Source organism: Neobacillus jeddahensis (assembly GCF_000612625.1).
GTDB classification, from domain to species: Bacteria; Bacillota; Bacilli; order Bacillales; family Cytobacillaceae; genus Neobacillus; species Neobacillus jeddahensis.
In genome coordinates, this window is the sequence record NZ_CCAS010000057.1 from 19,554 (window position 1) to 27,363 (window position 7,810).

The window sequence follows — 7,810 nt, forward strand, 5'->3', positions numbered from 1 at the left end:
CACTAAAATCATAAATGAAAAGCAGAATCGAAATTCTACGCTTCAGTTAGGATTTCATTTAGAAGGAATAAGCGGTGAATATCCCCGCTTATTCCCTAGACAACTATTTTGCACTAAAAGTTTTTAATTCGTCACGTGTTCCAGGAACTTTCACAGCACCAGACTTGATTTTTTCAATCCATTCATTAACAGCTGTATCAATATCAGCCTTGTTCGACACTTTGTCATTAATTGGAGCTAATCCAACTCCATCTTCAGCAAGACCGTATAATGCAACTTCTCCACCAGGGAAGTTACCGTCTTTTGCTTTTTTAGAAATGTCAATAACGGCATTGTCAACTCGTTTAAGAGCAGAAGTAAGAACAACATCTGGACCCATATTGGCTTGGTCACTATCCACTCCGATTGCCCAAATTTCACGAGATGGATCTTTTTTCTTAAGGTCATTAGCTTCTTTAAATAATCCAACTCCTGTACCACCGGCAGCGTGGAATACTACGTCAGCTCCAGAAGCGTACATTTTTGAAGAAATTGATTGCCCAAGTTCTGCCTTATCAAACGCACCAGCATATTGGATATCAACAACAGCGTCAGGTTTTGCAGCTTTAACACCAGCAACGAAGCCTGCTTCAAAGCGTTCAATTACAGCTCCCTCAACGCCGCCAATAAAGCCAATTTTATTGGATTTAGTTGTCATAGCAGCAGCTACACCGGCAAGGAAAGAAGCTTCCTGTTCTTTGAACAAGATACTTGCAACGTTAGGTTGGTCAACTTCAGAATCCACGATCGCAAACTGATGATCTTTTTGTTGCTTTGCTATTTCGTCTACAGCACCTTGCATCAAGAAACCAATACCAAATACTAAATCAAAATCTTGACGTGCAAGAGTATTTAAGTTGGTAGAATAGTCTGCATCGGATTTTGATTGAACGTAATCAAATCCGTCCTTACCTTTTTTCAATCCATTATCTGCACCAAACTTTTTTAGGCCTTCCCAAGCTGATTGGTTAAATGATTTGTCATCAACCCCACCGACATCCGTAACCATTGCAACAGAGAATGCCTTTTCTTTTTCTCCACCTTTAGATTCTTCTTTACTTGTGTCATCACTTTTTCCACAAGCACCTAAAAGTGTCCCAGCAGCAAGAACTAAAGATAGGGCCATTCCAATTTTACGCTTCTTCAAGATATTGTACCCCCTAAGAATGTTTGTTTGATTTAGTAGAAATGTTTTGAAAAGGATGACTGATTGCGTTTACATTCGTAGTAAAAAAAATCAAATTCTTTTTCTTAATACATGAAAACTAAATTTGTCAGCCTTAAAATAGTTTACCGAAAATAGGACAGGTTCATCCATTTCGTCAAAATGCATTTGTTTTAAAACTAACAATGCTGTTTCCGGATCACATTCTAAAATTGGAGAGATTTTTTCATGATAGCCCAAAGGCTCAATTTGAGCAACCGCGTATGTAATTCTGCGATTTGCGCCTTCATCTAATATCTGAAATATTGATTCTTCCTCATGGGAAAATGTTTTCGGCAAAATGCGTTCTGGAACCTTGTCGATACAATAGACGACCGGTTCACCGTTTGCGGTTCTGACCCTCTCCATAATAAAAATCTCTTCACTAGTAGAACATGAGAAACGACGAATATCCTCTTCGGTAGGAGCTTGAGTCGATGAACTTAGGAAAATCGTTCCTGGCTTCATCCCAGCTTGTTTGATCATGTCAGTGACACTATTAAGTTGTTCAATTCCTGAAGTAAACATCGGCTTAGCGTTTACAAAGGTTCCAACTCCGTGGCGCCTAATAATAACGTTTTCTTCCTCTAGAATGCGGAGTGCTTCCCGAAGAGTTGCCCTGCTTACCCCTAGCTGTTTAGCAAGATCGAATTCAGAAGGTAATTTTTCTTTTTCTTTATACAACCCTTTTTCAATATCTTGCTTCAACCGATCAATTACTTGTAAATATAAATGCCGGTTATCTGACTTAATAGACATGCTGTTTCCTCCAGGCTTTTCCTAAGACATCAGACATCTGATATCTGATATCATTCCTACTAATCGGATTTATATTAACATTTTTTTTGTCATAAATAAATAGGAATTCAATATTTCGTCGAAAAAAGGTCTGAAGATTAAAATTGTCACAAATTTGTTGATTTTATTAAGAGATATTCTGTTATAATTTATATTTCAAAATGGCATCAAGCTATCTTTAGAAAAAAATCAGGAATTATTACTTATTTCAAATCCTCCTCCCTATTACTATAGTATCGAATTTCCTTGAAAATAGTATAAAAAAAAAGAGCCAAACGGCTCTTTTTTTACTATGAACTTTGTTCCTCTTTTGGTTTTGTTTGAAGTACCGCCCGGGGTTTACTACCTTCATAGGGGCCGACAACTCCGCGTGCTTCCATTTCATCAATCAGGCGAGCCGCTCTAGTATAACCAATACGGAAACGACGCTGTAGCATGGAAACCGACGCTGTTTGCATATCAATAATGAGGTCAACTGCATCTTCATATAAATCATCCTCAACAGCTCCCGTGACTTCCGGAATATCATCGGGAATCATTTCTTCTTGATATTGAGCTTTTTGTTGAGAAATAACAAATTCAACAGTATCTTCTACCTCTTGATCCGATAAGAAAGCACCTTGGACGCGAACAGGCTTCGATGCTCCTACTGGTAGGAATAACATATCACCTCGACCAAGTAACTTCTCCGCCCCTCCCATATCCAAGATGGTCCTTGAATCAGTTGCACTTGACACGGCAAAGGCAATTCTTGATGGAATATTCGCTTTAATAACGCCAGTAATGACGTCTACTGATGGTCGTTGTGTAGCGATAATGAGATGAATCCCTGCCGCACGTGCCATTTGAGCAAGTCGGGTGATGGAGTCTTCCACATCTGAAGAGGCAACCATCATTAAATCAGCTAACTCATCAACAATGACAACAATATACGGTAATAAAGGTTGTTTGTCATCCTCTTCCAAGTTATGTTTTCTAATGTGATCGTTATAGCCTTCAATATTCCGCGTACCTGTATAAGAGAATAATTCATACCGTCTTTCCATTTCACTTACAACTTTCTTTAATGCTTGTGAAGCTTTTTTAGCATCTGTCACAACGGGTGCAAGGAGATGAGGAATTCCGTTATAAACATTGAGTTCCACCATTTTTGGATCAATCATCATTAGTTTTACTTCATGAGGCTTTGCCCTCATCAAAAGACTAGTAATAATCCCATTTATACAAACACTTTTTCCACTTCCCGTTGCACCTGCAACTAGTAAATGAGGCATCTTATTTAATTCTGCCAAAACAGCTTCTCCTGTGATATCCCTGCCAAGGCCAATTAAAAGCTTGGCATCTGGTTTATCATTTTGAGTCGCTTCAAGTACCTCCCTTAGAGAAACCATCGCAACCTCCGTATTTGGAACTTCAATTCCAATTGCGGATTTCCCTGGAATTGGTGCCTCTATTCGAATACCCTTAGCAGCCAGGGCTAAGGCGATATCATCGCTTAAGCTAACTATTTTGCTAACCTTCACTCCCACGTCTGGGTGTACCTCATACTTCGTTACTGCCGGTCCTAAGTGCACTTGGGTGACGCGGGCTTTAACTCCAAATGATTGAAATGTCCGTTCAAGCTTGGCGGCATTTGCATGGATTAGCTCATATTCTCCACTTTGATCCGTTTTCTTTGGTAGTTTCAATAGTCTAAGTGGCGGTAATTCGTATGCCACATTTTCTACTTCTGTAAACGTAATTGGTGGTGATTGGTCATCGCCTTCATCTTCCTGATTACTTTTACGTTCTTTTGATTGTTCTTTTGGATTCTTATCATTTGAGGCCACATCCACATATGCTCGGTCGGCAAAGCTCGAAATAATCGGTTCAGGTATTCTAGTTTCTTCAGGCACAACCTGTGGCTGATTGTTTATTACAGCCACACTTTCACTTTGTCGATTTTCTTTTTCTTTCTCTTTCTGTACCATTTTCGCATTTCTACGTTCTTCTTGATTTTGTTTCCATTCGGACATATCTGTTTTAAAGGCAGTCCATTGGTTTTTCGCAAAATCAAATAAAGTTATCATCATTTTCCCTACAAGATCTCCAAAAGACTTGCCTGTCAGTAAAATAATCCCAATTAAAATGAATATAAACGCGATAATTTTCGTTCCCGTTTCTGCGAATAGGTAATGAAATACTGCAAACAAAATGGCTCCAAGAATTCCTCCCCCAAGATCAGTGGTGCTAGTCTCCCCTCGAAGCTCCATCATGAATAACTCCCACGTATTGGCAATGACACTTGGATCTTTAAACTTCCCATCGTTTGTCAATAAATGAAAAAGCGTTACATGACTTAGCAGTAAAATAGCAGACACGATAAAATAGCTACCCACTAATTTAATATGGAAGAAAAAAGGAATTGTTCGTTTCCACATTAAATACACACTTAATGCGACAAGTCCAATTAAACTCAGCATATACCATTCACCCATCCAAAAACGGAAGAATAAAACAGTTGCTTTGCCAGCTGCTCCGAGTTTAGCAATTGAAATAATCGCTAACGCTAAAATAGCAAGCGCTGATAATTCATATTGAACAGTCTTTTTTAAATGGTTGTCTCTCTTTTTTGGTTTTCTTCTCTTTTTTTTGGCCATCTAATCACCTTAAATTTCAGTTTGGTATATTTTCTAATTGATAATATGTACGAAGCCTTTTTCGCTAATCTTATCTCATAAAATTAGGAAAGCAGCCTATTTGGCTGCTCTTGTCTGGTTAATATAATTATACCATAATCTACTATTGCATTGCGGACAATCCTTGGATTGAATGGAAAGAAATTTTTGCACCAGGACAAATCTGCTCATTCATAAAATGTTGTGGGTCACTGCTTACGATTCGAACAACGTGAGCCTGTTGTTGATCTGTAAGCTCGACTAACAGTGGAATACCCTGATAGGTTATCATTTGTTGCTTTCCCACAGCTTCTGGTTCATATGGAAAAATAAGCTCATTTGGCATCATCGTATATAAGATCATTGAATCAGCCCCTCATTGTTCTCCTTCTGAAGGTCAATCATCTCATTTAGCTTTTTCATGGCTGGACCAAGCCCACCTACTTCATCGATTAATCCACTCTTCACAGCATCTATCCCGATAACATTTGTCCCAATATCTCTCGTTAAATTTCCTTTTGCAAACATTAAATCTTTAAATGTTTCCTCCGTAATTTTAGAATGTTTTGTAACAAAATTTACAACCCGTTCTTGCATTTTATCCAAATATTCGAAGGTTGCGGGAACGCCAATTACAAGTCCCGTTAATCGAATGGGATGAATCGTCATTGTAGCTGTTTCAGCAATAAAAGAGTAATCACATGATACAGCTATCGGCACTCCAATAGAATGTCCCCCACCTAATACAATGGAAACGGTTGGCTTTGATATCGAAGCAATCATTTCCGATATAGCTAGTCCTGCTTCAACATCACCTCCAACTGTATTAAGGATTATCAGTACCCCCTCAATTTTTGGATTTTGTTCAATTGCCACTAGTTGTGGCAGCAAATGTTCATATTTTGTTGTTTTATTTTGTGGTGGCAAAGCTAAATGCCCCTCAATCTGGCCAATAATTGTTAAGCAATGAATTCTAGAATCAGCTGAAAGCTGTGGTACATTAGTTTGTCCGAGCTGCTGAATTTTCTCTATTAATGTAGAAGAAGGCTTTTCCTCTTTTTGAGGTTCATGGCCTTCTTGTTGATCCGCATCATTTTTTTGCACATCGTTATTCATCCTATTACTCCCTTCAAGCATGATATATTTTTAGTATGAACCTATGAAATGATTTCATGCTTTCCCAATACAAAAAGGTACTAGGACGACGCCTAGTACCTTTTGTCTTTTATGCTATACTTCCATAATAATTGGCAAAATCATGGGTCTTCTTTTCGTTTTTTCAAATAAAGAACGATTTAATTCATCTCTAATTTCCTGTTTTAGACTTGCCCATTCAAACGAACCTTTGGCTGTATTTCTTGCCACAATCTCCCGCACTAACTTTGTAGAATCATCCATTAATTTTTCCGATTCGCGTACATAAACAAAGCCTCTTGAAATGATTTCAGGTCCCGCGGCAATTTTCTTTTCCTGCTTCGTTAATGTGACTACCACAATGAAAATGCCATCTTGGGATAATAGCCTTCTATCACGTAAAACGATGTTACCTACATCCCCAACACCAATACCATCAATTAGAACATTCCCAGATGGAACCTTTCCTGTAATGGATAATGTTCCATCCTTCCATTCCACGACATCTCCCCGGTCTGGGATTAGAATTTGTTCATCTGCAAGTCCACCTTCTATAGCCAATTTTCGGTGTGCCTTCAACATCCGATATTCTCCATGCACTGGTATCAGGAATTTCGGTTTCATTAAGTTAATCATAAATTTTAACTCTTCCTGACTTCCATGGCTCGAAACATGAACCGTCCGTTTCCCAGATATGACATTAGCACCTGCTCTGAACAACATATCAATCGTCTTAAATAAAAATACTTCACTTCCCCGTAATGGTGAAGCAGCTATTAAAACAGTATCCCCAGGTTGAATATTTAAAAGCTTATGTGATTGTTTGGCCATTTTCTGCAGAGCTTCAATTGGTTCACCTTGGCTACCTGTCATTAAGACAACTATTTCACGATCTTGATAGTTCTTAATTTCGTTAACTGGAATGATTAATTCCTCATCTACCTCCAGGTAGCCTAAATCAAGTGCTATATGATAGATTCTCTCCAGGCTTTTCCCCACTACGGCGACTTTACGACCGTTTTCTTTAGCAGCATTAAAAATATGCTGTATCCGGTTTATATCTGATGCAAAACAGGCCGCAATAATTCTTCCATGGGTATAATAAAATGCGTTTGACATTTCGCGTTCAACCATCATTTCTGAAGTTGTATAGCCAGGTTTTTCTGCTTCGGTACTGTCAGACAGTAAACATAGGACTCCTTGATCGCCAATCGAGGCCATTTTACCAATTTCAGGTTTATATAGCTTCGTTGCAGCTTGATCAAACTTAAAGTCCCCAGTATAAACAATAATTCCTTCAGATGTGTGGATACAAATTCCAACCGAATCTGGTATGCTATGATTGGTTTTAAAAAAACTAACATCGACTGCGTCTAATTCCACAATTGTGTCAGAATCCACTTCAATAAACTGTGCTCTACCCTTAAATTCCAGTTCCTTTAGCTTGGCATTGGCAAGGGCAAGTGTTAATTTTGTTCCATAAACAGGTACGTCAATTTGATGAAGCACATATGAAAGTGCACCGATATGGTCTTCATGACCATGAGATAAAAAGATGGCCTTCACTCGTTCTTTATTGTCTTTTAAATAGGTGATATCAGGAATGACCATATCGATACCAAGCATTTCTTCCTCAGGGAACATTAAGCCAGCATCAATGATAAATATATCCTTGTCCACTTCAACAAGATACATATTCTTTCCAATTTCTCCGATACCCCCAAGTGTAATGAGCCTAATGGATGTATTTTTTCTCTTTATCAATTTCCGTTTCCTCCTATGTTGATCAGCAATTTATCATTTTTTGACTTCGAAAATTGTCCAGCTCCAACAACCAGCTACTTATAAACTTCGCAAAACGGTCGCTACCGCTAATCTATCCGATCGAGATCAGTTATGATTATTATACTTGATTGCAGAAAACCTTTACAACCAATAATAGCTATTTTAGTTATACATACCCATATTTGACGCATAA

6 protein-coding genes are annotated in these 7,810 nt (G+C 38.3%); all 6 read right to left on the reverse strand.

Annotated features, from left to right (window positions below; genetic code table 11):
• Window positions 1-103: 103 nt before the first annotated feature.
• Entirely contained in the window at window positions 104-1,186 is a 1,083-nt protein-coding gene (locus TY15_RS18780; protein WP_040205041.1) for a BMP family lipoprotein, read from the reverse strand.
• Window positions 1,187-1,276: 90 nt separating this feature from the next.
• Window positions 1,277-2,002 carry a GntR family transcriptional regulator gene (locus TY15_RS18785; protein ID WP_040205039.1) on the reverse strand — a complete coding sequence of 242 codons (726 nt, stop codon included), beginning with the start codon at window positions 2,000-2,002 and terminating at the stop codon, window positions 1,277-1,279.
• Between the two features lie 329 nt (window positions 2,003-2,331).
• Complete coding sequence (locus tag TY15_RS18790) at window positions 2,332-4,680, reverse strand: DNA translocase FtsK (RefSeq protein WP_040205038.1); 2,349 nt, start codon at window positions 4,678-4,680, stop codon at window positions 2,332-2,334.
• A gap of 142 nt (window positions 4,681-4,822) precedes the next feature.
• Entirely contained in the window at window positions 4,823-5,062 is a 240-nt protein-coding gene (locus TY15_RS18795) for a YlzJ-like family protein (RefSeq protein ID WP_040205036.1), read from the reverse strand.
• Window positions 5,059-5,814: a ClpP family protease gene (locus tag TY15_RS18800; RefSeq protein ID WP_040205035.1), complete on the reverse strand. Its 756-nt coding sequence runs from the start codon at window positions 5,812-5,814 to the stop codon at window positions 5,059-5,061. The genes TY15_RS18795 and TY15_RS18800 overlap by 4 nt, the downstream gene beginning before the upstream one ends.
• 114 nt (window positions 5,815-5,928) lie before the next feature.
• On the reverse strand, window positions 5,929-7,596 hold the full coding sequence (locus TY15_RS18805) for a ribonuclease J (RefSeq protein ID WP_040205033.1): 1,668 nt from the start codon (window positions 7,594-7,596) through the stop codon (window positions 5,929-5,931).
• Window positions 7,597-7,810 lie beyond the last annotated feature (214 nt).

What these genes read in the sequence shown, in the direction of transcription:
- TY15_RS18800 (WP_040205035.1), bottom strand. Translation starts at nt 5,814, where the DNA reads ATGAATAACGATGTGCAAAAAAATGATGCGGATCAACAAGAAGGCCAT.
- TY15_RS18785 (WP_040205039.1), bottom strand. Translation starts at nt 2,002, where the DNA reads ATGTCTATTAAGTCAGATAACCGGCATTTATATTTACAAGTAATTGAT.
- TY15_RS18790 (WP_040205038.1), bottom strand. Translation starts at nt 4,680, where the DNA reads ATGGCCAAAAAAAAGAGAAGAAAACCAAAAAAGAGAGACAACCATTTA.
- TY15_RS18795 (WP_040205036.1), bottom strand. Translation starts at nt 5,062, where the DNA reads ATGATCTTATATACGATGATGCCAAATGAGCTTATTTTTCCATATGAA.